At 65.0% G+C, this 24880-nt stretch carries 27 protein-coding genes and 1 pseudogene; 3 read left to right on the forward strand and 25 right to left on the reverse strand.

Features of this window, described 5'->3' with window-relative positions; all coding sequences use genetic code 11:
* The 12 genes from ACJ8HN_RS18945 to ACJ8HN_RS19000 all read right to left on the reverse strand — a co-directional run bounded on the left by ACJ8HN_RS18945 (position 1) and on the right by ACJ8HN_RS19000 (position 10445).
* Entirely contained in the window at positions 1–270 is a 270-nt protein-coding gene (locus ACJ8HN_RS18945; protein ID WP_033938315.1) for a VirB3 family type IV secretion system protein, read from the reverse strand.
* Positions 267–653 carry a TrbC/VirB2 family protein gene (locus ACJ8HN_RS18950; protein ID WP_033938316.1) on the reverse strand — a complete coding sequence of 129 codons (387 nt, stop codon included), beginning with the start codon at positions 651–653 and terminating at the stop codon, positions 267–269. The genes ACJ8HN_RS18945 and ACJ8HN_RS18950 overlap by 4 nt, the downstream gene beginning before the upstream one ends.
* Positions 650–1723, reverse strand: a complete 1074-nt coding sequence (gene trbB / locus ACJ8HN_RS18955; protein ID WP_033938317.1) for a P-type conjugative transfer ATPase TrbB — start codon at positions 1721–1723, stop codon at positions 650–652. The genes ACJ8HN_RS18950 and trbB overlap by 4 nt, the downstream gene beginning before the upstream one ends.
* Entirely contained in the window at positions 1720–2196 is a 477-nt protein-coding gene (locus ACJ8HN_RS18960) for a ribbon-helix-helix protein, CopG family (protein WP_033938318.1), read from the reverse strand. The genes trbB and ACJ8HN_RS18960 overlap by 4 nt, the downstream gene beginning before the upstream one ends.
* Positions 2193–4205 (reverse strand): conjugal transfer protein TraG, encoded by a 2013-nt coding sequence (locus tag ACJ8HN_RS18965; protein WP_033938319.1) that lies wholly within the window; start codon positions 4203–4205, stop codon positions 2193–2195. The genes ACJ8HN_RS18960 and ACJ8HN_RS18965 overlap by 4 nt, the downstream gene beginning before the upstream one ends.
* A 234-nt stretch (positions 4206–4439) precedes the next feature.
* Positions 4440–4703 (reverse strand): EexN family lipoprotein, encoded by a 264-nt coding sequence (locus ACJ8HN_RS18970; RefSeq protein WP_033938320.1) that lies wholly within the window; start codon positions 4701–4703, stop codon positions 4440–4442.
* The gene (locus ACJ8HN_RS18975; RefSeq protein ID WP_442523819.1) at positions 4700–5644 is read right to left on the reverse strand and encodes a LysR family transcriptional regulator; all 945 of its coding nucleotides are present in this window, start codon (positions 5642–5644) and stop codon (positions 4700–4702) included. The genes ACJ8HN_RS18970 and ACJ8HN_RS18975 overlap by 4 nt, the downstream gene beginning before the upstream one ends.
* 99 nt (positions 5645–5743) lie before the next feature.
* Positions 5744–6916 carry an MFS transporter gene (locus ACJ8HN_RS18980; protein WP_033938322.1) on the reverse strand — a complete coding sequence of 391 codons (1173 nt, stop codon included), beginning with the start codon at positions 6914–6916 and terminating at the stop codon, positions 5744–5746.
* A gap of 82 nt (positions 6917–6998) precedes the next feature.
* Entirely contained in the window at positions 6999–7580 is a 582-nt protein-coding gene (locus ACJ8HN_RS18985; protein WP_033938323.1) for a TetR/AcrR family transcriptional regulator, read from the reverse strand.
* 192 nt (positions 7581–7772) lie between these two features.
* Positions 7773–8036, reverse strand: a complete 264-nt coding sequence (locus tag ACJ8HN_RS18990) for an EexN family lipoprotein (protein ID WP_033938324.1) — start codon at positions 8034–8036, stop codon at positions 7773–7775.
* A complete protein-coding gene (locus ACJ8HN_RS18995) occupies positions 8033–8977 on the reverse strand; it encodes a LysR family transcriptional regulator (protein ID WP_033938325.1) in 945 nt (314 codons plus the stop codon). Before ACJ8HN_RS18995 ends, ACJ8HN_RS18990 begins: the two co-directional genes overlap by 4 nt.
* A 16-nt stretch (positions 8978–8993) precedes the next feature.
* A complete protein-coding gene (locus ACJ8HN_RS19000; protein ID WP_058201253.1) occupies positions 8994–10445 on the reverse strand; it encodes an MFS transporter in 1452 nt (483 codons plus the stop codon).
* Positions 10446–10543: 98 nt separating this feature from the next.
* Here ACJ8HN_RS19000 and ACJ8HN_RS19005 point away from each other — a divergent pair, with 98 nt between their 5' ends.
* Positions 10544–11347 (forward strand): helix-turn-helix transcriptional regulator, encoded by an 804-nt coding sequence (locus ACJ8HN_RS19005; RefSeq protein WP_058201254.1) that lies wholly within the window; start codon positions 10544–10546, stop codon positions 11345–11347.
* 77 nt (positions 11348–11424) lie between these two features.
* Here ACJ8HN_RS19005 and ACJ8HN_RS19010 read toward each other — a convergent pair whose 3' ends face one another.
* Together ACJ8HN_RS19010 and ACJ8HN_RS19015 are read right to left on the reverse strand one after the other, a co-directional pair.
* Complete coding sequence (locus ACJ8HN_RS19010) at positions 11425–12786, reverse strand: pyridoxal phosphate-dependent decarboxylase family protein (RefSeq protein WP_058201255.1); 1362 nt, start codon at positions 12784–12786, stop codon at positions 11425–11427.
* A gap of 22 nt (positions 12787–12808) precedes the next feature.
* The gene (locus ACJ8HN_RS19015) at positions 12809–14047 is read right to left on the reverse strand and encodes an MFS transporter (protein WP_058201256.1); all 1239 of its coding nucleotides are present in this window, start codon (positions 14045–14047) and stop codon (positions 12809–12811) included.
* Positions 14048–14158: 111 nt separating this feature from the next.
* On the opposite strand from ACJ8HN_RS19015, the gene ACJ8HN_RS19020 reads away from it, so the two are divergent.
* Complete coding sequence (locus ACJ8HN_RS19020) at positions 14159–14605, forward strand: winged helix-turn-helix transcriptional regulator (protein ID WP_058201257.1); 447 nt, start codon at positions 14159–14161, stop codon at positions 14603–14605.
* Positions 14606–14719: 114 nt separating this feature from the next.
* On the opposite strand, the pseudogene ACJ8HN_RS19025 reads toward ACJ8HN_RS19020, so the two are convergent.
* From ACJ8HN_RS19025 to ACJ8HN_RS19050, 6 genes and pseudogenes are all read right to left on the reverse strand, one after another.
* Positions 14720–14887, reverse strand: a pseudogene (locus ACJ8HN_RS19025) (LysR family transcriptional regulator); the annotation flags it as partial.
* A 19-nt stretch (positions 14888–14906) separates the two neighbouring features.
* Positions 14907–15362, reverse strand: coding sequence for an NIPSNAP family protein (locus ACJ8HN_RS19030; protein ID WP_267694381.1), 456 nt, complete (start codon positions 15360–15362; stop codon positions 14907–14909).
* A 57-nt stretch (positions 15363–15419) separates the two neighbouring features.
* Positions 15420–16298, reverse strand: coding sequence for an SMP-30/gluconolactonase/LRE family protein (locus tag ACJ8HN_RS19035; protein ID WP_442523820.1), 879 nt, complete (start codon positions 16296–16298; stop codon positions 15420–15422).
* Positions 16291–17163 (reverse strand): SDR family NAD(P)-dependent oxidoreductase, encoded by an 873-nt coding sequence (locus ACJ8HN_RS19040; RefSeq protein WP_058201259.1) that lies wholly within the window; start codon positions 17161–17163, stop codon positions 16291–16293. Before ACJ8HN_RS19040 ends, ACJ8HN_RS19035 begins: the two co-directional genes overlap by 8 nt.
* Before the next feature lie 84 nt (positions 17164–17247).
* Positions 17248–18171 carry a LysR family transcriptional regulator gene (locus tag ACJ8HN_RS19045; RefSeq protein ID WP_058201260.1) on the reverse strand — a complete coding sequence of 308 codons (924 nt, stop codon included), beginning with the start codon at positions 18169–18171 and terminating at the stop codon, positions 17248–17250.
* A gap of 50 nt (positions 18172–18221) precedes the next feature.
* Positions 18222–18545 carry a DUF3363 domain-containing protein gene (locus ACJ8HN_RS19050; RefSeq protein WP_442523847.1) on the reverse strand — a complete coding sequence of 108 codons (324 nt, stop codon included), beginning with the start codon at positions 18543–18545 and terminating at the stop codon, positions 18222–18224.
* Between the two features lie 628 nt (positions 18546–19173).
* Between ACJ8HN_RS19050 and ACJ8HN_RS19055 the strand changes: the two genes are divergently transcribed.
* A complete protein-coding gene (locus ACJ8HN_RS19055) occupies positions 19174–20046 on the forward strand; it encodes a DMT family transporter (protein ID WP_058201262.1) in 873 nt (290 codons plus the stop codon).
* Positions 20047–20147: 101 nt separating this feature from the next.
* On the opposite strand, the gene ACJ8HN_RS19060 is transcribed toward ACJ8HN_RS19055, so the two are convergent.
* The 5 genes from ACJ8HN_RS19060 to parA form a co-directional block, all read right to left on the reverse strand.
* A complete protein-coding gene (locus ACJ8HN_RS19060) occupies positions 20148–22151 on the reverse strand; it encodes a relaxase/mobilization nuclease and DUF3363 domain-containing protein (RefSeq protein ID WP_267694380.1) in 2004 nt (667 codons plus the stop codon).
* Between the two features lie 448 nt (positions 22152–22599).
* Positions 22600–23187 (reverse strand): S26 family signal peptidase, encoded by a 588-nt coding sequence (locus ACJ8HN_RS19065; RefSeq protein ID WP_058201264.1) that lies wholly within the window; start codon positions 23185–23187, stop codon positions 22600–22602.
* Positions 23184–23741: a DUF2840 domain-containing protein gene (locus ACJ8HN_RS19070; RefSeq protein ID WP_058201265.1), complete on the reverse strand. Its 558-nt coding sequence runs from the start codon at positions 23739–23741 to the stop codon at positions 23184–23186. Before ACJ8HN_RS19070 ends, ACJ8HN_RS19065 begins: the two co-directional genes overlap by 4 nt.
* Complete coding sequence (locus ACJ8HN_RS19075; RefSeq protein ID WP_023094609.1) at positions 23738–24001, reverse strand: hypothetical protein; 264 nt, start codon at positions 23999–24001, stop codon at positions 23738–23740. The genes ACJ8HN_RS19070 and ACJ8HN_RS19075 overlap by 4 nt, the downstream gene beginning before the upstream one ends.
* A complete protein-coding gene (gene parA, locus ACJ8HN_RS19080; protein ID WP_042933700.1) occupies positions 23998–24636 on the reverse strand; it encodes a ParA family partition ATPase in 639 nt (212 codons plus the stop codon). The genes ACJ8HN_RS19075 and parA overlap by 4 nt, the downstream gene beginning before the upstream one ends.
* Positions 24637–24880: the final 244 nt, after the last annotated feature.

Genomic DNA, 24880 nt, shown 5'->3' on the forward strand with positions numbered 1-24880 from the left:
TCATACGTCCAGCAGCGGCTTGTGCTTGATGTGCCGGGCGAAGACCTGCATGAACTGCGGATCGACGCGCGCGCCCCAGACCGCCAGCGAATGGCCGACAATCCAGAGCACGACACCGGGAATCCACAGCTGCAGGCCCAGCCCGACGGCGGCAGCCAGCGTGCCGTTGGCGATCGCCACGGTGCGCGGCGCACCGCCCAGCAGGATCGGCTCGGTGAGCGAGCGGCGCAGCGGCACCTCGAAGCCCGGAAGATCGCTGGCCGTGTTCATACGACGGCCCCGCCGGAGAAGCTGAAGAACGACAGGAAGAACGAGGACGCGGCGAACGCGATGGACAGGCCGAACACGATCTGGATCAGCTTGCGAAAGCCGCCCGACGTGTCGCCAAAGGCCAGCGCCAGGCCGGTGGCGATGATGATGATGACCGCGACGATGCGCGCCACCGGCCCTTGGATCGACTCCAGGATGGATTGCAGCGGGCCTTCCCAGGGCATCGAGGAACCGGCGGCCTGCGCCGTGCCCGCCAGCAAGAGCATCAGCGCGGCCAGCAGCAGCCCTTGTCCGGCGGGACGGGCCAGGCAGCGCAACCGTGCCAGCATGGGCAGCCGAGAAAGCGGATTTACGGAAAGACGGAAAGCATCAACGGGCGTCATGGCAGTTCTCCAGAGGGTTGGTCAGGGGACGGGGAAGGCGCAGCGGCGGCGGCTGCATGAAGAACCGGCGGCAGCTCGGGAAACGGCGCTTCCAGCGCGTCCGCCAGCCGGTAGCCGGCGGCGTCGAAACCGACGACGCGGGCGATGCTTTCAACGCGGCGCTTGCGGCCACGTCCGGCGATGTGGATGACGACGTTGACCGCCTCGGCGATCAGCGCACGCGGCGGGTTCACGGCCACTTCGAGAATCAGTTGCTCCAGCCGCAGCAGCGCGCCCAGCGCGGAGCCGGCGTGGATCGTGGCGACGCCGCCAGGGTGGCCGGTGCCCCACACCTTGATGAGATCCAGCGCTTCGCCGCCGCGTACTTCGCCGACGATCACCCGGTCTGGGCGCAGGCGCATCGTGGCGCGCACCAGCTCCTGCATCGACACCACGCCCGCACGGGTGCGCAGCGGTACATGGTCACGGGCCGCGCATTGCAGTTCGATGGTGTCTTCGAGTACCAGCACGCGATCGCCGGTGGCGGCGATCTCGGCCAGCAGCGCGTTAGCGAGTGTCGTCTTGCCGGTGCTGGTGCCGCCGGCGATCAGGACGTTCTGCCGCTCGCGCACGGCGCGGCGCAGGAAGTCCGCCTGCCCGGCGGTCAGGATGCCGTCGGCCACATAGCGATCCAGGCCGATGATGCTCACGGCGCGCTTGCGCAGCGCGAACGCCGGGCCGGGTGCGGCCGGCGGCAAGATGCCCTCGAAACGCTCGCCGGTTTCGGGCAGCTCGGCGGTCAAGAGCGGTTGGCCGCGATGCACTTCCGCGCCGACATGCGCTGCGACCAGACGAATGATGCGTTCGCCATCGGCTTCGGGAAGTTCGACGCCCAGCGGCGTGCGACCCGACGACAGGCGATCGACCCACAGGGTACGGTCGGGATTGAGCATGATTTCCACCACGTCCGGGTCTTCGAGCGCGGTGGCGATCAGCGGCCCCATTGCCGTGCGCAACATCTGGATGCGGCGATCCAGCGAAGTCGCGGCCGACGAACGTGGCTCGGGCGGGAACTGCGGAACGGCGCTCATGAGGCACGCTCCGCAGCACGTTCATGGGCTTCGGCCAATGCCGCCGCGTCATCCATGCGTGCGGTGTCCGGGTGCAGTTCTTCCACCACGTCGCGCACGAGGCTGCGGCCGCGCAGCAGGTGGCGGCCAAGCTGTTCGACGAACTGCTCGAAGCGCGCCTTGCCCTGGGCGCGGGCCGCTTCCTGATGCGCTTCGGGAACCGGCGTGCTGACGGTCAGGAAGTAGCGGACGAACAGCGCCAGCGTTTCGATCTGGATGTTCTGGTCGCGCTCCAGGCGTTCGGTCTGCCGCGACAGGCGATCCAGCCGCTTGGCAATGGCGGCCTCGCGCTGATCGCCCGCGTCGGGAGACAGCCAGGACGCCAAGGCAGCGGCAACGATGCTGGACTTCGACACGCCTTTCTTGGCGGCCAGTTCGTCCAGACGCTTGGCGTGCTCGTGCTGGATGAACAGGTTGAGGCGGTATTGGCTCATAAGTTGATTCCGTCGTTAGGGTCGAGGGAAGCCAGCCGGGCCGTGCGCTGCATGGCCGGATCGAGCTGGCCGGGAAGCGCGGCAAAGGCAGGCAGCGGCAAGTCGTCGTCGTCATCGAGCAGCGCCAGGTCGTTGGCGGCTGGCGCTTGTTCAGGGTGGTACTCGGCAACCTCGGATAGCTCCGGCTGCCGGCGCGGGCCACCGTCGTCGGTGCCGCCCAGGCCATCGGCGGGTGCCACGGCCGGCGCGGCAGGCACGGCCGGAATCGCCAGGCCGCTCCAGTCGTCGGGGCGCGATGGCGGCGCGTCGGCGTACTGCCCGTCCGCCAGCGGGGGCGGCGGCAGCACGCGGCGCTTGAAATTGGCGTCGGCGTAGTAGCGCAGTTTCTTCGCCCGAATAGGCGCGACGCTGGACACCATCACCACGGCGTCATCTGGCGGAAGCTGCATCACTTCGCCTGGGGTGAGCAGCGGACGTGCGGTTTCCTGCCGGGACACCATCAGATGCCCGAGCCACGGCGCGAGCCGGTGGCCCGCGTAGTTGCGCTGCGCGCGCAGCTCGGTGGCCGTTCCCAGCGTTTCGGAAATGCGCTTGGCCGTGCGTTCGTCGTTGGTGGCGAAGGTCACACGCACATGGCAGTTGTCCAGAATCGAATGGTTCTGGCCGTAGGCTTTGTCGATCTGGTTGAGCGACTGCGCGATAAGGAAGCTGCGGATGCCGTAGCCGGCCATGAAGGCCAACGCCGTCTCGAAGAAGTCCAGACGGCCCAGCGCCGGAAACTCGTCCAGCATCAGCAGCAGCTTGTGGCGGCGGTCGATGCCGTCGCTGCCATCGAGCGATTCGGTGAGGCGCCGGCCGATCTGGTTGAGGATCAGCCGGATCAGCGGCTTGGTGCGGCTGATGTCCGAAGGCGGCACCACCAGATACAGCGACACCGGATGCTCGGAAGCAATCAGATCGGCGATACGCCAGTCGCAGCGCGAGGTGACTTCGGCCACCGTGGGATCGCGGTACAGACCCAGGAACGACATGGCGGTGCTCAGGACGCCGGAGCGTTCGTTGTCCGACTTGTTGAGCACTTCGCGCGCAGCGGAGGCCACCACCGGATGCGGGCCATCGCCGAGGTGGGGCGTGGTCATCATCCGGTGCAAGGTCAGCTCGAAGGGGCTGGCCGGGTCGGACAGGAAGTTGGCGACGCCGCGCAGCGTCTTGTCCTTGCCCGCATAGAGCACGTGCAGGATGGCGCCCACCAGCAGCGCATGTGAGGTTTTCTCCCAGTGGTTGCGCTTCTCCAGCGCCCCTTCGGGATCGACCAGGATGTCGGCGATGTTCTGCACGTCGCGCACTTCATGCGCACCGCGCCGCACTTCCAGCAGCGGGTTGTAGGCCGCCGACTTGGCATCGGTGGGGTTGAACAGCAGGCAATGCGAGAAGCGCGAACGCCAGCCAGCCGTAATCTGCCAGTTCTCGCCCTTGATGTCGTGGATGACGGCCGAGGCAGGCCACGACAGCAGCGTCGGCACCACCAGGCCCACGCCTTTGCCCGAGCGCGTGGGTGCGAAGGACAGGACGTGTTCCGGGCCTTCATGCCGCAGGTACTGGCGATCATGCTGGCCGAGGAACACACCGGCCGGCTGCGTCAGGCCCGCCTTGCGGATGTCGGCGGCATCGGCCCAACGCGCCGAACCGTAGGTCGTGACCAGCTTGGCCTGCCGTGAGCGCCACACCGACATGGCGATGGCGACCAGCACGGCCAGTAGGCCGCTACCGCCGGCAATCGCACCGCCTACGTCGAAAATGTGCGGCGCATAGGCATCGAAGAAGAACCACCACTCGAACAGTCGCCAAGGGTGATAGACCGGCGTGCCAAAGAAGTCGAACCAGGGCGAGCCAAGACGTACTTGATGTCCGAGAGCGGCCGCTGTCCATTGCGTTGCACTCCATACGCCGGCGATCACGATGCTGAAAACAGCGGCGATCTGCCCGAACAGCACGCCCTGACCTTGCATGACTGGCCTCCGATTTCTCCTGCGCTGATTCCTCGCTCACACGCGGCACAAGGACGTGCCGCATCGCGTGAGGATCGGTGCCGGGTCGGTGCCGGTCAAAGACCGTTATCGGAAGAAAGGTCGAGTAATTGGAAAGAATTAGGGCCGCATCGGGCCAAGGAAAAACGCCGCAAGCGAAGGCGCATTGCGGCGTGTCGGGCAGAAAATGAAAAGTTCGTGGCGAATCGCCAGCGATCAGAACTTGGGCGGGTTCTCCGGCGGCGTATAAGGTGTGTTGCCATCACCATAGAACCGCTTGCGCGTGGCCTCGGCTACCCGGTTGCACAACACGTCGCCGAGCGTGGCGCGATCGGTCTTGCACTGCTGTCGCAGCTCTTTCAGGCGCACGGGATCGGATGCCAGTTCTTCAACGGTTGGCACGCTTTCCGTCTTTGGCGTATCGGCGGGGCCGCAGGCGGTCAGCACCACGGCCAGCGAAAACAGCATTGCCTTCTTCATGGCTTGGGTTCCTCAGGGGTGTCGGCATCAAGGCCCGATGTCGGCCTGTTGTCTTCGGGTGATTCGATGGCCTGCACGCGCTCGATGAAGCGGGCCAGCGTTTCCGAGGGTTCGCCATCCAGGCGCAGCAGATAGGTCGTGAGCAGCGGCGAACGTCCCGCCAGCGGCCGTGCCACCACGCCTTGCTCCCGGCTGGCGGTGATGTGCGCGGCGCCAGTCAAGCCCAGGGCGAAACCGGCCGAAACCAGGGCCATCATCAAGTCGCAGGACGCGACCCGCTCGGCGACCAGCGGTTCCATGTCCACCCGGCGCAGCACGCGCTCGACCTGCCGCGCATGGCCCTCGCACGCCTGCGGATCGCACAGCACCAGCGGGTAGCGCAGCAGTTCTTCCAGCGGGATGCGCTTGTGGGTCAGCAGGGGATGCCGTGCGGGCACAGCCACCATCAGCGGGTCGCTCCAGACGGGCAAGGCGACGATGCCATCGCCGGCTTCATCGGCACGGGCGAACCCTACGTCATACAGGTCGTCGTGCAGCCCCTTGATCTGCTGTGACAACGGCACTTCGAAGAAACGAATTTCGACTTCCGGTTCCTCCTGTCGGCACAGTGCCAGCAAGGCAGGTAGCCGCGAAGGCGTGATGCCATCGGACAAAGCGATACGCAACTGGCCGTGAAAGCCATTGGCGGCCGCCTTCACGCTCTCCCGTGCCTGCTGTATGGCTGCGAAGACGCGCGGCACATGCGCCAGGAACAACGTGCCCGCTCGCGTTAGTCGGGTTCTACGCGTGGTGCGGGCGAACAGCACCACGCCCAGTTCTTCTTCCAGTTCCTTGATGGCGCGCGACAGCGGCGACTGCTCGATATGCAGCCGCTCCGCCGCACGGGCGAAGTGGAGTTCTTCGGCCACGGCCAAGAAGCAACGCAAGTGGCGTAGCTCCATCCGTCCTCCCTTCTTCACTACGCTTATCGAACTACAGCCGAACATCGGGGTGCGGAGCCCCCCCCCCACATGTCGATCCCCAGCCGGCCCGCCCAACGACTATCGGCTTGCTGCCGGGGCTTGTGTATCTCGCCGGCTGTTCCCGAGGTAGGGAAGCAAGCTCAAGAGCCCGAGAATGGCCAGCGTGACGCCGACCCACAACGGCGAACGCACGCCGTAACCGGCCGCAATGCCCAGGCCCCCGACCCATGCACCGACCCCCAAGCCGATGTTGATCACCGAGGTATGGACGGTATTCACCAGCGCGCCCGGATGCGCAGTCTTCATGACACGGGCGATCATGGCGGGATTCATGGGAACGCCGACCAGGCCGATCACGATCAGTGAGGCAAGGCTGAGGGCCTGGCTTTGGGCGAAGACGGCGAACAGCGCCAACGTGGCGCCCAGCACGATCAGGCCCCACGCCATGATGGGCATGGTGTGCCTGTCCGCATAGCGTCCCACCACCATATTGCCTACCACGTTCGCTGCCCCATAGATTCCCAGCAGCCAAGGGATGGAGGACGCAGCGAAGCCGGTCACTTCGGTCAGGATCGGCGCGAAGTAGCTGAAGGCCGCGAACGTCGCGCCGATGATCAGTCCACTGGTGGCGTAGGCCGCCCACAGGTGGCGATTCTTGAACTCTGCCAATTCCGCGCCGAGGCTGATCGTTTCGGAAGCCTTGGCGCGCGGCACCATGAATGTGATGACCACCGCGCACAGCACGGTCAGAGCGACCACCAGCCAGAAACTGGCACGCCAGCCCCAATGCTGGTCGATGACCGTGGCAACGGGAACGCCCAGCACGGTTGCCAGCATCAGTCCGCCGACCACGATGGACGCCGCACGTCCGCGCGACGCCATGCCCACGATCTCGGCACAGATCGCCAGCGACACGCCGAAGCAGGCGGAGCCAGCCACACCCGTGGCGACTCGGGCGATGGCCATGATCTCGTAGCTTGTCGCGGACGCTGCCACCGATTGCGCAATCGCGTAGAAGCCCAACAGCCAGAGCAGCGCCTTCTTGTTGGGCACGCGCAGCTTGAGCAGGCCGACGGTGAGCAATGGCCCACCGACGACCATGCCTATCGCATAAAGCGAAATGAGGGTGCCGATCTGCGTCACTGACACGCCGAAGGCTTGGGTCAGCGACGGCATCATGCCCGCCACCATGAACTCGGATGTGGTCAACGAAAAGATCGTCAGCCCCAGGATGTAAACCACTAACGGCATGGAAATTCCTTCTATAGTTTATCAATCAGTACAGAATTGGACAAAAAGAACCGGCCATCGGCCGACGTTCGATCTTCTGGAGTCAGAGCTTGGCTATCGTTCCTTCCAGCACATCGGACAGGAACGCACGATCAGGCATGGATTGCCCAAGGATGCGCAGCCCGTAGTAACTCGCCAGGAATGCGCGTGTCACCTCCAGGGCAGGCCGGTCACTGGACAACTCGCCATTGCGTTGACCGACGGCGATGACATGGCAGAGTGCCGCTTCCAGCTTGGTGACGTACGCACGGTTGATCCGGTCGATCACTGGGTCTTTGCTACTGCGTTCCATGACCGAGAACAGGGCCATGCAACTGCGACGCTTGGTCGGATCAAGGTCGCCATCCACGCCCCATTGCAGCAACGCCCGCAATCGTTCCTTGGCAGTTCCAACGCCCTTGAGGATGTCCGTCTGTGCCTGGAGTCCCAATTCCTGATAACGGCGCAAGGCTTGCTCATAGAGGTTCTGTTTGCTGCCAAAGGCATGGTAGAGGCTGCCACGTCCCAAGCCTGTGCGCTCACACAGTTCCTGCGTTGAACTGGCTTCGTAGCCGTTCGTCCAGAACACATCCATCGCAGCGTCGATAACGGCACTGTCATCGTATTCCTTGGGTCTTCCGCTCATGGCCGCTGTCCTTCAACGCAATTCATGTACGGGATTAGATCAATACTTTATCAATCGGTCAAGAATAAGCCTTGTCTTAGCCATCTGCGTTGGTTGGCTCCCTGCCCAGCAGATGCCAACCACGCGCCGGCCGTCCAGCACGTGCCGACACGCCAGGCCGGTTGAGGCGCCTTCGTGGCGGATCGAACACGATCAGAACTTTGGCGGATTCTCCGGCGGCGTATAGGGCACCTTGCCATCGCCATAGAACCGCTTGCGCGTGGCCTCGGCCACCCGGTTGCACAGCTCATCGCCCAGCTTCGCGCGTTCCAGTCTGCATTGCTGGCGCAGTTCTTTCAGGCGCACAGGGTCGGATGCCAATTCTTCAACGGTTGGCACGCTTTCCGTCTTTGGCGTTTCGGCGGGGCCGCAGGCGGTCAGCACCACGGCCAGCGAAAACAGCATTGCCTTCTTCATGGCTTGGGTTCCTCCGAGGGATCAGGGATATGGCCTGGCGCTGGCCTGGCATCTTCGGGGGACTCGATGGCCTGCACGCGCTCGATGAAGCGGGCCAGCGTTTCCGAGGGTTCGCCATCCAGGCGCAGCAGATAGGTCGTGAGCAGCGGCGAACGTCCCGCCAGCGGCCGTGCCACCACGCCTTGCTCCCGGCTGGCGGTGATGTGCGCGGCGCCAGTCAAGCCCAGGGCGAAACCGGCCGAAACCAGGGCCATCATCAAGTCGCAGGACGCGACCCGCTCGGCGACCAGCGGTTCCATGTCCACCCGGCGCAGCACGCGCTCGACCTGCCGCGCATGGCCCTCGCACGCCTGCGGATCGCACAGCACCAGCGGGTAGCGCAGCAGTTCTTCCAGCGGGATGCGCTTGTGGGTCAGCAGGGGATGCCGTGCGGGCACAGCCACCATCAGCGGGTCGCTCCAGACGGGCATGGCGACGATGCCATCGCCGACTTCATCGGCGCGGGCAAAACCCACGTCGTACAGGTCGTCGTGCAGACCCTTGATCTGTTGCGACAGCGGCACTTCGGTCAGGCGGATTTCGACCTCGGGTTCCTCCTGCCGGCACAGCGCCAGCAAAGCCGGCAGGCGCGACGGCGTGATGCCGTCGGACAGCGCGATGCGCAACTGGCCATGAAAGCCGTTGGCTGCCGCCTTCACGCTGTCGCGTGCCTGCTGCAAGGCAGCGAAGATGCGCGGCACATGCTCGAAGAACAACTTGCCCGCGCGGGTCAGCCGCGTGCTGCGCGTGGTGCGGGCGAACAGCACCACGCCCAGTTCTTCTTCCAGTTCCTTGATGGCACGCGACAGCGGCGACTGCTCGATGTGCAGTTTCTCCGCCGCACGGGCGAAGTGCAGTTCTTCGGCTACGGCGAGGAAACAGCGTAGGTGGCGAAGCTCCATCGCGTGCCGCTCCGCGTCAGCCTGCGGGCCGCTGTGCTTTTGCCAGCATCAGCAACAGCACGCAAACCAGCAACGCCGCGCCCAGGTTGTAGAGCATCCCTGCGACAAAGGCCGAGGCGTATTGGCCCGCTTGCGGTACTGCCCCATTACCTGCAAGCGCCGCACCGAACAGGATGCCGACCACAGCCACGCCCAGCGCCGCGCCGACCTGCTGGACGGTCGATACCACGCCCGCTGCCATGCCGGCCTGGGCTTCATCGACAAAGCCCAGCACCAGATTCAGCAGCGGCGTCATGATGAAGCCCTGGCCCGCGCCGACCACGACCAGCACGGGAATCAGCCGCATGGGCACCAGCTCCGCGCCTGCCATCCGTACCTGCGCGATCAGCAGCCCGATGGAAACCGCATAGACCAGCGCACCCGCGACGATGGCGCGGGTTCCCCAGCGCGCCACCAGCCGCGGCGCAGCCAGCGATGCCAGGACGAAGCCCACGCTGCATGGCGCGAAGATGCTGCCCGCGACGAAGGGGTCGAGGCCCAGTCCGGTCTGCACCAGCAAGGCGAAGCACAGGAAGAACGAGCTGGACGTGGAATAGACCAGCAGCACCAGCAACGCGCCCAGCGCGAAACGGCGCTGGGCCAGCAAGCGCATGTCCACCAGGGGCAATCCGCCAGCCATGCGCCGCTGCTCTTGCTGACGATGGAACATCGCAAGCAATACCACCGCCGCGCCCAGTGACCAGAGGCTCCAGGCCGGCCAGCCTTGCCCCGGCCCCTCGATCAGCGGCACCAGCAGCAGCGCCAGCCCGGCGCTGACCAGCGCCACGCCCGTCCAGTCCAGGGCCGGGCGCTGCGGTGCGCTAGATTCGGGGATGTGGCGTGCCGCCGCGATGGCGAGCAGGCCGATAGGGACGTTGATGAGAAAGATGCTGCGCCAGCCCAGCCCGAACAGGTCGGCATGCACCAGCCATCCGCCCAGCACCTGCCCGGCGATGGCGGCCAGGCCCAGCGTCATCCCCAGCAGGCCGAAGGCGCGGCGGCCGTCGTCGCCGCCGAAGTTGACACGGATGGAGGCATAGACCTGCGGGAACAGCAAGGCGGCCGCCAGCCCCTGCAACACCCGCGCACCGATCAGGAAGCCAGCGCTGGGCGCCAGCCCGCACAAGGCCGAAGCCACAGTGAAGCCCGCCATGCCGACGACGAACAGGCGGCGGCGCCCGAACAGGTCGCCCAGCCGCCCGCCGGTAATCAGCAGCACGCCGAAGGCCAGCTCGTAGCCGGCCACGATAAAGCCGATCTGCGCGAAGCTCGCACCCAGCCCGGCCTGCATGCTGGGGATGGCGACATTCACCACGAACAGGTCGAAGATCGTGACGAAACCGGCCAGCAGCAACACGGACAAGCCGAGCCAGCGCGGGCCGCTGACGGCGCGCGCAGGCGGCATCGAAAGGCAGGAATTTGAGGTCATCTTGCGTATCCAGGGTAAAGACGCGATCATTCTCAAGTCCTTTTTAAGCAATTACAATTTAACTATTTATGCTATTACTCAAAGCAACGAGATAAGCGATGCGAACCCTGGAACGAACCCGCTCCGATCTGGCGGCCTTCCTGCTGGCACGCCGTGAACGGTTGACGCCTGCCGATGTGGGCTTGCCCAGCGGTGGCCGGCGCCGCACGCCGGGGCTTCGGCGCGAGGAGGTCGCCGCACTCGCCGGCGTCGGCCTGACCTGGTACACATGGCTGGAACAGGGGCGGGAGATAGGCGTGTCGGCCGCCTTTCTGGACAATCTGGCGCGGGTGCTGAAACTGGATGCTGCCGAGCGCCGCCACCTGTTCCTGCTGGCCCACGAACGGCCGCCCGCCGAGCCGGGCAAGACCTGGTGCGTGCTGCCGCCGCTGGTGCGGCGCCTGATGCACGACCTGCCGCATCCGGCCTTCGTGCTCAACCTGCGCTGGGACGTGCTGGGCTTCAATGCGGCGTCCGACCAGATGTTCGGCTTCGGGACGCATACGCCCGAGCGGCGCAACCTGCTCTGGCTGCTGTTCACCGATCCCGCCCTGCATGCCCGTTTCCACGAATGGGAAGAACAAGCCCCGCTGATGCTGTCGAGCTTCCGCCGCGACTTCGCCCGCGCTACGCAGGAAGCCGACATTCATCAACTGGTGGACGAACTGGAACGGGTGTCGCCGGAGTTCAAGTCGTGGTGGCGCAAGCACGACGTTCAAGCGCCCTGCAATGGCGTGCGCAAGCTGATGATCGACGGCCAACCGGAGCCGTTCGAGCACACTTCGCTGACCGTTGATGAAGATCGGCACCTGCGGCTGGTGGTGTATGCGCGGCAGCAGGATGGCGCCGCATCTGGTCAGTGATGGGAGGCGCGCCGACTGTGCCACGGGTATGTGCAGTCGCTCCGCTGCTTGGACGAAGTGCGATACCAGGGCAGCGGTCATGTCGCAGCCTTTTCTGGCGCGGGGCCTATCTTCACCAGCAAGGCCAGCAGCGCCTCAACATCCGCGTCCTGTGTGCGCCAGGACGACACGCTGATTCGCATCGCAGGTCGTTCCTGCCACACCGTGCCACCGAACCACGCTCGGCCGGATGCCTGTACCGCCGCGCGCACTGCCAACGTCTGCGCATCGGTCGTGCAACGGAACAGCACCTGATTGAGCGTTACCTCGTTGAGCACCTCGAAACCGGCCCGAGCCAAGCCATCGCCGATGTGGCGCGCTTGCGCACAATGCCGCTCCACCAGTTCGGCGATGCCCTCGCGCCCCAAGCTGCGCAGCGCCGCCCACACCGGTATGCCGCGCGGCCGGCGTGAGAATTCCAGTGTGAGGTTCTTCTGCGCGTTCACGCTGGCACTGGAATAGGCGGCATCGCTGTTCATGGCCTCGGCCAGCGCCCGCGCATCGCGGCAGATGGTCATGGCGCAGTCGTAGGGCGTGTTCAACCACTTGTGCGCGTCGGTCGTCCAGCTATCGGCCCGTTCGATGCCTTGGGTCAGGTGTGTCAGCGACGAAGCCCGCGCCCACAGGCCGAAAGCGCCATCCACATGCACCCATGCGCCGACCTTGCTGGCGTACGGAATGATCTGCTCGAAAGGATCGAATGCCCCGGTATTTACCTCGCCCGCTTGCAGGCAGAGGATGGTGCGTTCATCCAACGGCGGCAGTCGGGCGGCATCGACCCGGCCTTGCGCATCGACCGGGGCATGAATGATCGTGTTCATGCCGAAGCCCAGCACGCGCAATGCCTTCTTGACCGTGATGTGCGCCAGTTCGGAGATCACCACCCGGATTTCCGGCGCGCCGTTCAACCCTTGGCCGTCGAAGTCCCAACCAAGGCGTGCCAGCAGCTCGCGCCGTGCTGCTGCCAAGGCGGTCAGCGTGCAGGCGGTGGCACTGGTGCCGAAACCCACCGCGCTGTCTCGCGGAAGATCCAGCGCGTCGAGCACCCAGCGAGCGGCCACACGCTCCAGCGTGGCCGACACCGGCGAATTGTCGAAGGTCGAGGCGCATTGATCCCACGCCAGCATCAACCGCTCCGCCGCCGCTGCGGCGGGCAATGCCGCGCCGATCACGAAACCGAAGTAGCGTGGACCGTTGGACGCGGTGGTCGCGGGCGAGCCCACCTCGTCCAGCAACGCCAGTGTCTCTTCGGCGGGCGAATCGCGTTCGGGCAAGGGCTCGTCAAAGGCCGCCAAAGCGGCAATGGCTGCGTCCGATGGGAACACGCGGCGATGACCAGTGGTTTCGGTATAGCGGCGGCCGAGCGCATCGGCATGGGCCAGCAATTCCAGTTCGTCCATCGAGAATCCCTCCATTCCTGTTTCATGCCTGAGCCGGCGCCTGCAGTGCGGCACGCCGAGTCATCCACCAGAACAACAGCGCCAGCAGACTGACCGCCGCACCCAGCAGGCATACGCCCTGCCAGCCGGCGTGGGCATAAGTAACGGTGGTGCTGATCGCACCAAGCCCGCTTCCGACCGCGTAGAACAGCATGTAGAGGCCGACCAGCCGGCTATGCGCCTCGGGCCGGGTGCGGAAGATCAGGCTTTGATTGGTGACGTGCAGCGCCTGCCCGCCCAGGTCGAGTAGCACGATGCCGATCACCAATGCCCACAGCGACCATGCCATCAGCGACAGCGGCCACCAGGCCAGCAGCAGTACCGTGAGCGCGGCAACGCTGGTGCGCTGTGCATAGCCCCGATCCGCCCATTGCCCGGCACGCGCAGCGGCCAAGGCGCCCACCACGCCGACCAGGCCGAACGCACCGATGACGGTGTGCGAGAAGTTGTAGGGCGGCGCGCTCAAGGGCAGCACCAGCGCGCTCCAGAAGATGTTGAACGCGGCAAACATCAACAGCGCCAGCATGCCGCGTACTTGCAACACCTTTTCCTGGCGCAGCAGCATCAGCATGGAGGCGATCAAGCGCGGATAAGGCATTGGATTCGGTGGCGCAGGCAAAGCGGGTAGCCGCAGCCACAGCGGCAGTGCAATCGCCAGCATCAGTACGGCAGCACAGCAGTACACGCCGCGCCAACCCGCCAGGTCGCTGACGCCGCCCGCGAACACCCGCGCCAGCAGCAGGCCGATGAATACGCCGCTCTGCGCCGTGCCGACAACCCGCCCTTGTTCGTAAGACGCTGCCGCACTGGCTGCGTAGGCAATCAGCCCCTGCGCCATCGCCGTGCCCAGCAGGCCCACGGCGACCATGCCCACCAGCAGCACTGGCGCGGACTGCGCCATGCCAACCGTCGCCAGTGCCGCCACCAAGACCAGCAATTGCACTGCCATCAAGCGGCGACGATCTACACGATCGCCCAGCGGTACCAGCAACAACAGGGCCAAGGCGCACCCGGCCTGCGTGGCCGTCACCACGCCGCCCACCGCCGCATGGCTGATGCCGAAGTCGCTGGCCAGAGCGTCCAGCAACGGCTGCGCGTAGTACACGTTCGCCACACTCAATCCACTGGCAGCGGCAAAAAGCAACACCAGGCTGCGCGGCATGTCCGTAGGCCGGGCCAGGGCGCGGCCTTGGCCCGGCGGTGACGCAAGAGAAGCCTTCATGATCCTCAGTCCATCCAATCTAGTTTCAAAACAAAACCGATTGAATGCTAGACCTATTGGTTTTAAAATGCAACTAGACTGCCTGCCGCTGTCATCCTGCCAGGAGACTTCATGCCAACTCGCAAACCCATGAACGACGAACTTTGTCCCGTTGCGCGCTCTGTCGAGCTGATCGGGGACCGCTGGTCGTTGCTCATCGTGCGCGATGCCTTCGATGGCATGCGCCGCTTTGGCGATTTCCAGCGCAGTCTGGGTATGGCGCGCAACATCCTGTCCGACCGCCTGCGCAAGCTGGTCGATGCGGGCATTCTTGAAATGCAGGATGCCTCGGACGGCACGGCCTATCAGGAGTATGTGCTGACGGCCAAAGGGGAGAGCCTGTTCCCCATCGTGGTGGCATTGCGGCAATGGGGCGAACAGCATTTGTTCAAGCGCGGGGAGCGCCATTCGGTGCTGATCGACAAGCGCACCGGCAAGCCGATTCCGCGTATGGCGCCGCAAGCCAAGGATGGTTCCGCGCTGCCGCCCGCCGCCACTGAAGTGCGGAAAGTGATGTAAGGCGATGCGCGGCTGGCCATGAAAGCCATTGACCGCTGCTTTCATACTCTCCCGGTCCTGTTGCAAAGGGGCAAAGACGCGCGGCACATGCTCAAAGAACAGCTTGCCCGCACGGGTCAGCCGCATGCTGCGTGTGGTGCGTGCGAACAGCGCCCCGCCCAGGTCTTCTTCCAGTTCCTTGATAGCGCACGACAGCGGCGATTGCTCGATATGCAACTTCTCCGCTGCGCGGGCGAGTTCTTCGGCTACGGCAAGGAAACAGCGCAAGTGACGCAATTCCACTTCTTAATTGCCGTATTGTTTAACGCCCGTATTCGATTGGGTTGGAATAGGACGTCAGCAGCATCACCCTCTCTTCGATGTGACCGACCATTTTCCCGTGCTCCTGAGCGCTTTCCTTCTTAATGCGATCCCATTCTTGATCACTCATGAACTGGCTCCACTGCCGCTTCATGGTTGCTTCATCCGGCCATCTGATGACGTATACAAATTCGGGACGTCCCTGGGACTTGGCCTCCCACATCGCAACGATATGGAAGTCATACCGTTTCATGATCCGTGCGGCGTGGTCGCGGAACCTGGCATGAAAGGCATCCTTGTTCCTCTCGAAAATCTCGTAGATCCGCATCTGGTAGATTTCCTTGCTTGAAACAAAATGCGAACTTTGTTCCCCCTGTAAAACTTGAGCATGTGCGGACGTCATGATCTGCATCCCCAGCAATCCAATAATTAAGAAAAGAATTCGTTTCCTGAACATATATGCTCCAATCTCATTCAAGCCGATTCGACGCGACCTTGATCTAGCGACTCGGCGTCACTCTTTGAACAAGTGCCGTGGACTACCAGCGACCTCGGGGCGAATGGCATACAAGTCCCCAGCGTCCGGGTAGTCGGCCAGTTCCGAGGGCGTCATGGCAAAGCGTGCTGTGGTGATGAACAACGTGTCCAAACCATCCCCGCCGAAGCAGCAACTGGTGGGACGCGGCACAGGCATGGCGACACGATCGCTCAAGCGCCCGTTGCGGTCGTAGCGCAGCAGGCATCCGCCGTTGAACTGACAGACCCATAACCCTCCAGCCCGATCCAGGGCGATGCCATCGGGACGCCCCAGTTCGGCCGGCGTCTCGACGAACAGCGTCACAGCCCCAAGTACGCCATCGGCCGAATACGCAGCCAGAAAGATCGAGCGCGCCACGGAATTGACGAAGAACAGCGTGCGCCCATCTTCCGACCAGGCCAGGCCGTTGGGCAGAGCCAGGCCCCGATGGATCACTTGGGCATTCAGCGCGCTGTCGTAGCGGTAAAGCGCACCGGTCTTGCGGCTCGGCCCCTCGTCCATGAGGCCGGTGACAAAGCGTCCCAGCGGATCGCAGGCGCCATCGTTGAAGCGATAGCTCGCCCCGTCATGGGCGGCGGCAGTGTGCCTGCACACCTCGCCAGTCTTCACATCAAGCATGGCAACGCAGGCGTCTTCAGTGAAGATCAGATTGCCTTTATCGGTCAGTTCCAAGGCACCGATGCGCGCCGCCGATTTATGGACGGTTTCCACCTGTCCTTGCGGGCGCAGCACGTTGATCTTGCCCCCGGAGATATCGACGAAGTACAAAAGCCCCTCGCGCGCATCCCACACTGGACTTTCGCCAAGATCGGCGCGAACGTGGGCGATCTTGCGCAGGCCGTGATCGTCACGCATCGCCGAACTCCTTGATGCGATGCCAGTTCCGGGCGATGTCTTCCAAGCTGGCACATTCGACCCGCGCCAGGTTCGTGGGGTAAACGACGCCAGGGTTCTCGCAAAAGCGTGTCGCGGTGAACTGGCCGTTGCTGGCGCGCAGGATGACACCCGTGTCCTGGCACAGCGGGCTGGCCAGGTACAGCACCCCGGGGGTCACCCACTCCGGCTTGAGGTTTTCGGGTGCCTGTGTGATCCCCCACATGCGGGTCTTGGCAACAGGAGAGACCGCATTGACCAGAATGCCGTGCGGTTCGCCTTCCATGCTCAAGGCATTCATGATGCCCACCTGAGCCATCTTCCCGGCGGCATAGGCCGCCAGGCCCGGCTGCGCGTACCGCTGGTACATGGCGCGGTCGGACGTATTCAGCACGACCCGCGCCGACGAAGACTGCTTGAGGTGCGCCCAGGCGTGCTTGCTCAACCAGACTGGCGCACGCACGTTGATGCCAATGGCGTGCTCAAGGAAATCTTCTTCCTGCTCCTCAATGGACTGATAACCGACCCAGCCAGCGTTGTGGATCAGAATATCCAGCGCGCCGAATTGCGCGATGGTCAGCTCCACGAGTTGCTTGCAGCCGGCCTCGTGATCCAGCCGCCCGCTGTGCGCGATCAATTGCCCGTCGTCGGCCAGCAAGGTGCGCGCCGCCTCGGCTATCAAGTCCTCATTGGCTCCCTCACCAGCCCGATCCGTGCCCAGGTCACTAGCGACTACACGCGCGCCACGGTCAAGCAGCGCCTGCGCGTAGGCCCGTCCAAGTCCCTGAGCGGCGCCGGTGACGATAGCGACCTTGCCCTTAAAAATCTCGCCTGCTTGATGTTCCATCGTGCATCTCCGTGAACCTAAATGTCACGATGATGGAACGTCCGCCGTCGTCCGTAAAATATATTATTTGTACCGAAACAAGATTCAAATCGTCTCAATTGTCGACGCTGATGCCATTGCGTCGCGCACCTCGTCGATCAGCCTGTCCCGAATCACGCAGGGTGCATGTTCGCTCCATGCCATCAGCAATTCCACATGCCGCAATGCGTCCGGCGCATCCACTTTAATTGGCCGGAACGCCACGTCTTTGCGTCCGTCCTGTACCAGTGAGGCCGGCAGCAGCGCAACGCCGAAGCCGCCGGCCACGAGGGCCACCAGCGTTTGGAGTTGCCGTGCCTGCTGGGCAATGCGCGGCACGAAACCCGCTGCCTCGCAAAGCTGGACGAGTTGGTCATGAAAGCCCTGGCCCAAATGCCGGGGTGACGAGACGAAGGCGTCATCCTGAAGTGCGGCCAGCGAGATGGTCTTGCTGCCTGCAAGTCGGTGCCTGGCAGGCAGGGCCACCACGATGGGCTCGCGCAGAATGGACGCGAATCGTAAGCCCGGCGCCGTCCTCCCCGGCGGTCTCATGAAGCCGAGGTCGGCGCGACCATGTTCCAAGGCTTCGACCTGTTCTTGAGTCGTGGCCTCCTGCATCGTGAAGGAAACCGCCGGGAATGCGGAGCGGAAGCGCCGCAGCGCACGCAGCAATGCACTATAAGGCGCGATGTTGATGAAGGTCAGGGTGAGATGGCCTTCAATGCCTTGCGCCACACGCCGGGTCTGCCCGACACTTTCGTCAAGCAGGCGCAACACCTTTCTGGCCGACTCCAGAAAGGCCGCGCCAGCAGGCGTGAGCGACACGCTGCGATTGGTGCGCTCGAATAGCGGCGCGCCGATCTCCTGCTCCAGCCGGCGAATCGCTTGGCTCAACGGTGGCTGCGCCATGTGAAGCCGTTCCGCAGCGCGGTTGAAGTGCAATTCCTCTGCGACGGCGATGAACTGGTGAAGAAGTCGAGTTTCGATCATGAGACCTAGTAAATATCATTGTTCATCCGTTGATACTAACAAAATATCACTTATAGAGCATATACAGTCGGCACGGCGCACCGGCCGGCATACTCCCTAAGCGATGACGCAACGAAAATCATGAAATAGACGCCCCCCCGCTGTCGCCCAAGCTCCCACGAAACACCGCCGCCGCGCACAGTCGCGGCGATCTGCTGCCCCAGCCGCTGTTCGATCACCGACCGCCACGGCACCAGGCTGAATCCCATGCCGTCATCGAGCATCGCGTAGCGCCCACTGGCGAGCATGACCGAGCGTCGGTAGATGCCAGCCACGTGTTGCCCGTCGGCTACCGGCTGATGCTCCAGTCCGGTGTTGGCGGCTTCGTGGCGGATCGCCTACGATCAGAACTTGGGCGGATTCTCCGGGGCCGCATAGGGCGCCTTGCCGTCACCATAGAACCGCTTGCGCGTGGCTTCGGTCACAAGCCCAACACGACAGAATATCCTCGCGTCGGCCAGACCTCACGGCCGCTGGCGAGCGTTGCAGGTTTCGGCACCGAGCAGTCGCTGGCGTTGCAGCGTAGGTTCGTTGAAGCACTCGATCTGCACCCGCTCATCGTTGTCGGCTCCGCGCAAGTTCTGCTGCGCTCAAGTTGGCGAACGCCTATATCCAGAGCACCCGAATCCAGGTGCGTCATGCGCGACGCGGTGCTATATTCCAGATTGACCGTCTGCTTTGAGCTTAGAGTTCCTTCGCATGATTTCGTTTGCACGCCATTCCAAGTCTGCCTGGGTCACAAACAATGTGGCTTGCGGCGTGCGCGCAACGAATCCTCCTCCTGTCTCATCTGTCGCGCCTCCGGCGGACATCGCAGTGGCTGGCGTGCATCCGCCACGCGCGATCGTCCTGGGCTGATCCAGCCCGCCTCGCGGCCCCTCCTGAAACCGATTGGGTTCCACTGACGCAGTTGCGTCCCGTGGATGGCCGGGGCCTGTTCTTCATTCGACAGGTGAGTACAAAATGACTTCCAAGTCCTCCACATGGACGGCCTTCGCCGCCATGTCCACATTCGTGCTGCTCTGGGGCAGCGCGGCTATCTTCACCCGTTGGGGGCTCGATCACGGCTCGGTGTTCGCGCTGCTGATCCTGCGCTTCGCCCTGGCACTGGGTGCGTTGCTGCTGATCGGCCTACCTGGCAGGCGTTGGCTACCCAGACCCGGCACGCGCTGGCAGGTCGCCGCAACGGGTTTGCTGCTGATCGGCAGCTATTCGGTCTGCTACTTCCAGGCGATGGCCCACGGCATCACACCGGGGCTGCTGGCGACACTGCTCGGCGTACAACCGATCCTGACCCTGCTGCTGACCGAACGGCGTTCCTCCGCATGGCGCTTGTGCGGCCTGCTGCTGGCACTGTCCGGCTTGACGCTGGTGGTCTACCAGAGCCTGGTGCTGACGAAGCTGTCCGGGCTGGGCACGGGCTTTGCGCTGGGCGCGCTGCTGTGCATGACGTTCGGCGCCATGTTGCAAAAGCGCATCCAGCAGGCACCCGCCGAGGTGCTGCCATTGCAGTATGCCGTTACGCTGCTGCTGTGCCTGGCCTTCGTGCCGTTCCAGCCGTTCCATTTCGAGCCGAACCTGGGGTTCCTGATCCCCTTGCTGTGGCTGGGCCTGGTGATCTCGGTCGGGGCGCAACTGCTACTGTACCGGTTGATCCGCAGCGGCAATCTGGTCAACGTCACCAGCCTGTTCTACCTGGTGCCGGTGGTCACGGTGATCCTCGACTACCTGATCCTGGGTAATGCCATGCCCGCGCTGGCTGTGGCGGGCATGGCGGCGATCCTGGTCGGGTTGGCGCTGGTGTTCAGGGCGCCGGCATCGCCATCCGGTCGCTGACCAAGCGGGGCATTGTCTCGATAGCGGCTGGCAGGTGATAGAGAAACGGAATGCCGGCTCGCGCGCGCCACCAGTCAGCGGATTTGACTGGTGACGCGCTTTCAAACCGAAGGCCCACGTTGCCGGCCGATCTCCCACGACACCCCACCGCCGCGCACCGTGGCGGCGAGCTGTTGCCCCAACCGCTGTTCGATCACCGGCCGCCACGGCACCAGGCTGAATCCCATGCCGTCATCGAGCATCGCGTAGCGCCCGCTGGCGAGCATGACCGAGCGCCGGTAGATGCCAGTCACGCGCTGGCCATTGGCCACAGGCCGATGCTCCAGACTCGTTTCGTTGGCAATGTCTTTCGCGGCCTGCGTCAGTTCCCGATTGCGCAGCGTCCCCAGCAGGTTCCGGGCGAGGATCACGCGCTGCCCGCGCCGCTCAGCTAGCCCCTGTTCGGCCAGGAAGTCGGCGCGCTGTTGCAGTGTGTTCTTGACCTCGCCACCAAAACCCAGGTCGCCCAGCCCTTTGCCTCCACCGATCAGTTGCTGGTCGAGCCAGGTCGCGCCGATCACCCGCGCCTGCCGCTCGATCGGCAGGTGCGATTTCAGTTCTACCGCCACACCGCCCAGGCGCTGTGCGTCGTACTGGCGGCCACGCTCGGCCAGGTCGTCCGGCACCTTCCATAGTCCATCCGCCACACGTTCCACGATGCCGGCCCGGCGCAGGGCTTCCAGTCGGCGGACGTGGGCCGCGACGACTTCCTGCGGGTCGCGCCCAGCCTTGGCCCGGCCTTGTTCGATCGCCAAGTGATGATCTGTGCGGTACAGGCCACCGCTCGCCAGCCCAGCGACGTTCTTGTCGGCCGCCCGCACCTCGGCGGAGCCGCGTACCTCCACCACGGCTCCGGTGGGATAGTTCGCCAACTCGTCGCGGGCGTTGAGCGCAACGTAGTGGGCCTTGCCGTCCACGCCGTCGATGACCAGATAACCCCGGTCGTGCAGCTCGTCGGCCAGCCCCTTGGCAGCCACGCGACCGACGATGCTGCGGCAGCTTCCATCTGCATTTTGGCCCGGCTCGAACACCGCCAGCTCGCGCGGCCGGCCGCTCATGGCCCGCTGCATGGTGCGGATGATGTCGCCACGCTCGCCCAGGGCGCGCAAGGTCTTCTCCGCGTCCGCATGGACGGCCCAGGTGCCGGGCTGGGTCTCGTCGGCCAGGCCCAGGAGCTGCAAGCGTTGCAGGCGGCCGATCAGCAGCAGGCGCTGGCGTTGCAGCTTCGGTTCGTTGAAGCGTTCGATCTGCACCCGGCCATCCTCGCCGGCCTCTCGTTGCAGGGTGCGGTCGAGGCTCGTCCACCGCTCTTGCTCCACCTCGCGCTGCAAGGTCTGCTGGATCTCCAGTTCGGTGCGTGGCCCCAGCCATTCCGTCGCCAGTTCGGCGGCGCGATGGCGAAAGCCGTGGGCGATGTAGTCGCCCGCGATGATGAGATCTTTGCCGGTGTCGTCGCGCCCGCGCACGATGAGGTGCGTATGCGGGTTGTCGGTGTTCCAGTGATCGACCGCCACCCAATCCAGCCGCGTCCCCAAGTCGGCTTCCATCCGGTTCACCAGATGCCGGGTATAGGTGCGCAGGTCGTCCAGCTCGGCGCCGTCTTCCGGTGAGACGATGAAGCGGAAATGATGCCGGTCGTCGGCGGCCCTCTCCTTGAAAGCGTCAAGGTCGGCTTCGTCGGTCTGGGGCCCGTAGGCCCGCCCAGGTTCGCCATCGCGGCCGGCGCCGTCGCGCTTGATGTAGCGCAGATGCTTGGCGAGCGATTGCGGGCTGGCATTGCGTTGATTGACCAGCAGGGTCTTGATCGTCACGCGCCGAGACATGGGCGTCAGCTTCGCCCCGGCGAAGCGCGCCGCCGTATGGCCGCGCCCCAGGCGCGAGCCGGGACGCTGGCCAGCGCGTGCGCCGCTGCCACCGGCTACGGAATGGCGTATCGAGGACTTGCCGCCGCTAGCCTTGCCAGCCTGCTTGAGCACCTTGGAAACGAAGCTCTGGCCCTGGCCTTTGCCCCGGTTCTTCGGGGCGCTGGGGCGCACCCGGAAATCGTCGTCGCGGCGGTCGGTCATGACTGCGCTCCCCGCAAGCTCTGGCGTGTCCTGTCGTGCGAAGCACGCGGGCATGCCTGCATTGGCGCGGGCCTCGCGCCCCACGCGGCACGACGGCGAAGCCGCTCCGTGCCGCGCCACCCCCATGTGCAGACTGGCTTTGCGGGCGGCAGAGTGCCGAACCCTTTTGTCTTGCCTTCCGCCTTTGCCCCTCGCTCTCGCTCCGGGCGTCGGCGGCCCGGCGGCGCTGTGCTGCTTGCAGCCAGCCCGCCGGCGAACGCGCCAATGGCCGCAGGCCAGGCGCGTTCGAGGCAAGACGCCTGCACGTTGGACGGCTGCGCCGGAGACGCCGCGAAGTGCGGTGCGAATGCACACGCACTGCACGCGCGACGACATGGTGGCAGCAGCCGGAACGGCATGCCCGATGGCACGATGAGATGCACGGCACCATGCAGCGAATCGGCAGCCATCATGGGCGTGTCTCCAGCCAGACCGGATGCGCGACGCCGATCACAGAAGATGCGCTGACCGGGCCGAAGTAGCGGCTGTCGAACGACGCCGGATTGGTCACGCTCAACAGGAGCAGTTCGCCAGGCGCAAGGCGGCGGCATTGCGGCCAGGATGGCAACGGCCGGCCCAGCCGGTCGGCAGGCAGCACGGCGGCCGAAGGCACGCCGTCGATGCGAACCTGACCGGCGACGATGCAGACGTGTTGCGGCGCGACCGCGCCCACACGTTTGAGCAGCGGAACGTGAGCAGGCAGGTAGCCGCGCTGCGCAGCGAGCGCGGCAGCGTTGGCAGGCAATCGGGTCAGGACGATGCTGCCGACCGGCAGCGAGGCGGCCCGATGGTCAAGCGGCTGCACGTGATACCAGCCGACCGGAACGCTGTCGGACGGGTTGTAGATCAGGCGCGGCAGCGGTTGCACGAACGCGGCCCAGGCCAGCGCAGCGAGGCCGACGGCGGCGAAGCCCGCCAGCCCGATGCGAGCGCGCAGGCGCGAGCGAGGATGCGGCGCGGCTTCGGGCGTGCATGCGGTGGTGGAATCAGCGGTCATGGCAGCGCCCTCCCGGCCAGCCAAGCGGCGTGCCGCTCGGCGGTGTATTCGGGCAGTGGCAGGCGGGCCGCCAGACGGTTGCCCAGCGTGCGCCAGTACGCGGGGGACACGTCGATGGCGGCGATGCCTTGCGCCTCGATGCCGTCGATGCGTTCCAGCACGGCACGCACCGCGTTCTCGCCTTCTGCGTGCAGCAGCAGGCGTGCGCCGGGCCGCACGCCGGGGATGCGCTGCACGGTATCGAGCGGCGTGGCGGCTTGCATCACCATGAGCTGCCAGCGGATCGTGCCGTAGTCGTTGGCCTGCCAGCGGATGCGACACAGAACCGCGTTTGGCAAGAACACCGCGCAGCGCCGCCAGCGGTCGAGCTGGAGCGTGCGCGCCGGTTCGCCGAAGCGCAGGTAGAGCTTGAAGCGCGGCTCGATGTAGGCGAGCGATACGCGAGTCAGGGGCACGCTGCCAGCTTGGCCAGCGAGCGTCGAAAGCGAAGGCGGCGGCACGGTAGCCGGTGCAGCCGTCGCCGCATGAGCGGCAGGCAAGGCGGATGCGTTCATGGCAGGTTCTCCGGGCGCTTGTCGGGAAACTCCCGCTCCAGCAGGCCGCGCAGCAGTTCGGCCACGGTCACGCCCTGGCCGAAGGCGGCGATCTTGATGCGCGCGCGCAGCGCAGGCGTCACGTCGAGGGTCAGGCGTGCGGTGTAGAGGTCGCCTTTGTTGAGCGCATCGGCATCGCCCTGGCGAATCCACGCCTCGGCGTGCGGATTCGCGGGCGGACGTGCGCCGATGCCGACGCGCTTGCTGCGCGGGCTGCTCATGTCGGCCACCGCAGCAGTTCATCGACCAGCGCAGCGATCTCGCGTGTGGCGGCGCTGTCAGGCGCCGTTTCGCGGGCGAGTCGGCCAGCGGCCACGCTGTCGGCGAAGACGATGCGCTGACGTACTTCGCTGCGCAGCGCCGGCAGCGGCTGTTCGGCCAGCGATTGCCGTGCTTCCCTGCCGATGATGGTGGTACTGACGCGCCGGTTGATGACGAAGGCCGCGCGCAGCGCAGGCCGGAACACCTGTGCCTCGCGGATCAGCGCCACCATCTCGGCGCTGGCCCAAAGGTCATACGGGCTGGGCTGCACGGGAATCAGCACGCGCTCGGCCGCCAGCAGCGCGGAGCGCGCCAGGGCGGCGATGCGCGGCGGGCCGTCGATGATGACGTGATCTGCGCGGCGGGCGAGTTCTGGCGCTTCCTGGTGCAGCGTTTCGCGGGCCAAGCCCACGGCGCTGAACAACCGTGGCAAGCCCTGCTGGCTTCTGCGCTGTGTCCAGTCCAGCGAGGAACCCTGCGGGTCGGCATCCAGCAGGATGACGTGCTGGCCGCGCATCGCCAGTTCGCCGGCGATGTGCGTGGCGAGCGTGGTCTTGCCGACGCCGCCTTTCTGGTTGAGCAAGGCGACGATCATTGCATGGCCCTCCACGCTGGAAAGCCAGGCTTTGCCTGCCGTGCGAAACGCTGTTCGCCGTGCCGTTCGGTGGTTGTCCACTGAATCGGCGCGCTTCTACCAAAAGTTAGAGATTTATAGTTAGGTAAGTTAGAGGGGACGCAAACCCGCGCCGTTATTGGCTTTCCGGCGTTTTCGTACTCCTGATAGCACGATAGGCGTACTCCTGATAGCACGATACCCGGTACTCCTGATAGCACGAGGC

It is taken from the genome of Serratia sp. CY29653 (genome assembly GCF_052169255.1).
Taxonomy (GTDB): domain Bacteria; phylum Pseudomonadota; class Gammaproteobacteria; order Enterobacterales; family Enterobacteriaceae; genus Serratia; species Serratia sarumanii.